2 protein-coding genes are annotated in these 717 nt (G+C 61.4%); both read right to left on the minus strand.

What is annotated here, in order from left to right; all coding sequences use genetic code 11:
- A partial coding sequence (locus tag U5775_RS38905) for a dTDP-4-dehydrorhamnose 3,5-epimerase family protein (RefSeq protein WP_322063434.1) occupies positions 1-132 on the minus strand: 132 nt, incomplete at its 3' end.
- On the minus strand, positions 117-717 hold a 601-nt coding region (locus U5775_RS38910), incomplete at its 5' end, for a sugar phosphate nucleotidyltransferase (RefSeq protein ID WP_322063433.1). The genes U5775_RS38910 and U5775_RS38905, both read right to left, overlap by 16 nt.

A 717-nucleotide genomic window follows, 5' to 3' on the forward strand; every position in this document is an offset into this window, starting at 1 on the left:
ACCGGCTTCGACCAGTTCTTCGAACTCACGACCGTTGAAGCTCTCGTAGAAGAAGCCGCGCGCGTCGCCGAACACCTTCGGCTCGATGAGCTTGACTTCGGGGAGTGCCGTAGCAGTTACCGTGATGGCCATGCGACCTGATCCGTGAGAATGTTCAACAAATACTTGCCGTAGCCGTTCTTAGAGAGCGGCTTGGCAAGCTTCTGCACCTGCTCTGCATCAATCCACTGGCGGCGGTACGCAATTTCCTCGGGGCACGCGACCACGAGCCCCTGACGCTTTTGCAGCGTCGCGATGAACGTCGCCGCCTCGATCAGCGAATCGTGCGTGCCGGTATCGAGCCACGCGTAACCGCGACCCATGATCTCGACGTTCAGCGCACCATCGCTCAGATAGCGCGAATTCACATCCGTGATCTCGAGCTCGCCGCGCGGGGACGGCTTGATGTCCGCCGCGATATCGCACACACGGTTGTCATAGAAGTACAGGCCCGTCACCGCGTAGTTCGAACGCGGCTGCGCAGGCTTCTCCTCGATCGACAGCGCACGGAAGCCCTTGTCGAACTCGACCACGCCATAGCGCTCCGGATCGTGCACGTGATAGGCAAACACGGTCGCGCCCGCGTCCTGCGCATCCGCGCGCTCGAGCTGCTTCGCGAGATCGTGGCCGTAGAAGATGTTGTCGCCGAGAATGAGCGCCGACGGATCGTTGCCCACG

Origin of the sequence: Paraburkholderia sp. J63, assembly GCF_905220245.1 — a bacterium.
Lineage (GTDB): Bacteria > Pseudomonadota > Gammaproteobacteria > Burkholderiales > Burkholderiaceae > Paraburkholderia.